The organism is Amycolatopsis sp. NPDC004378 (genome assembly GCF_053602455.1).
The window spans coordinates 1-1,799 of sequence record NZ_JBSGDR010000060.1 but is presented as its reverse complement, the minus strand read 5'-3'; the positions used below and the strand labels follow the sequence as shown (position 1 = coordinate 1,799).

The window sequence follows — 1,799 nt, the reverse complement described above, 5'->3', positions numbered from 1 at the left end:
CCTTCCACAGTCCCGACGACGTGCTGATCGCGGTCGCCACCGCGGGCCGCGCGAAGGAGGAGTGGGAGTGGGCGAAGTGGCTGCCGCACGTCCAGCACCCCGCGCTGTCGGACGGCATCGGTCAGCTCCGGATGATGGCCGGTTCGCTGGCCCAGATCGAAAACTGGCTCGACGAAGAGCTGCGTGACCGCCAGCGGTTCTCCCGCAACGCCACCCCGGCGCCGGACCAGCCGCACGTCGTGATCATCATCGACGACGCCGAGGTCACCCGCGAAGAGCAGATCGTCCTCGAAGAGGGCCTGGTCGGCGTCACGCTGATCGACCTCTCGGACTCCCTGGGCAACCTGGCCGCCCGCCGCGGCCTGCGGCTCGTGGTGGAGGCCGACAGGCTGGGCGCGCGCAGCGCCGGCGGGGTGGAGTGGTTCGGCCGGCCGGACACCCTCAGCGTGGTCGAGACCGAGTCGCTGGCCCGGCTGATCTCGCCGTACCGCGTCGGCGGCGCCGCGGGCCAGGACGTCGGCGACGAAGAGCCGCTGCTGTCGAACCCGTCGTTGCTGGAGTTGCTCGGGATCCCGGGTGATCCGATGACGTTCGATGTGCAGCAGGCGTGGCGGCCCCGCCCGATCCGCGACCGCTACCGCGTCCCCTTCGGCGTCGGCGAATACGGGCAGCCCGTCGAACTCGACATCAAGGAGGCCGCGGCTGAGGGGATGGGCCCGCACGGGCTGTGTATCGGGGCGACCGGTTCGGGTAAGTCGGAGTTCCTGCGCACCCTGGTGCTGGGGATGCTGGCCACGCATTCGTCGTCCACGTTGAATTTCGTGCTGGTGGACTTCAAGGGTGGTGCGACGTTCCTGGGGTTGGACAAGGCCCCGCACGTGTCGGCGGTGATCACCAACCTGGCGGATGAGGTCACGCTGGTCGACCGGATGAAGGACGCGCTGGCGGGGGAGATGAACCGGCGGCAGGAGGCGTTGAAGAACGGCGGCAATTTCAAGAACGTCTGGGAGTATGAGAAGGCCCGGGAGAACGGCGCTGACCTGGATCCGTTGCCGGCGTTGTTCATTGTGTGTGACGAGTTTTCGGAGTTGTTGTCGGCGAAGCCGGACTTCATCGATTTGTTCGTCGCGATCGGCCGGCTGGGCCGGTCGTTGCAGATGCACATGTTGCTGGCGTCGCAGCGGCTGGAGGAGGGCAAGCTGCGGGGGCTGGATTCGCACTTGTCCTACCGGATCGGGTTGAAGACGTTCTCGGCGGCGGAGTCGCGGGCGGCGATCGGGGTGCCGGATGCGTTCGAGCTGCCGTCGGTGCCGGGTGGTGGGTATCTGAAGTACGACACGTCGACGTTGGTGCGGTTCAAGGCGTCGTATGTGTCGGGTCCGTATCGGCCGGCGGGGATCAAGGCGGCGGGTCCGGCGGCGACGGTGGTGCGGGCGGACAAGCGGCCGCAGTTGTTCGTGCCGGACTTCGTGGAGTTGCCGAAGGAGCCGGAGCCGGAGCTGGTGGAGGCGCCGGTCGCGCAGCAGGCGCCGCAGTCGGAGGAGGCGGTCGAGCCGTCGGAGTTGGATGTGATCGTGTCGCGGCTGGTGGGGCAGGGCCCGCCGGCGCACGAGGTGTGGCTGCCGCCGTTGAAGGACCCGAATTCGCTGGACACGTTGTTGCCGAACCTGAACCCGACCGATGACCGGGGCTTGTCCCCGGTCGGGTTTTTCGGTAACGGGCGGTTGCAGGTGCCGTTGGGGATCATCGACCGGCCGTATGAGCAGCGGCGTGACCCGTTGTGGGCGGATTTCTCGGGC

General features: G+C 68.1%; 1 protein-coding gene. It reads left to right on the top strand.

Annotated elements, in window-relative coordinates; translation table 11 throughout:
* Positions 1-1,799 (top strand): type VII secretion protein EccCa (gene eccCa / locus ACWEN0_RS49980; protein ID WP_451988805.1); only part of this gene is annotated, 1,799 nt, incomplete at both ends.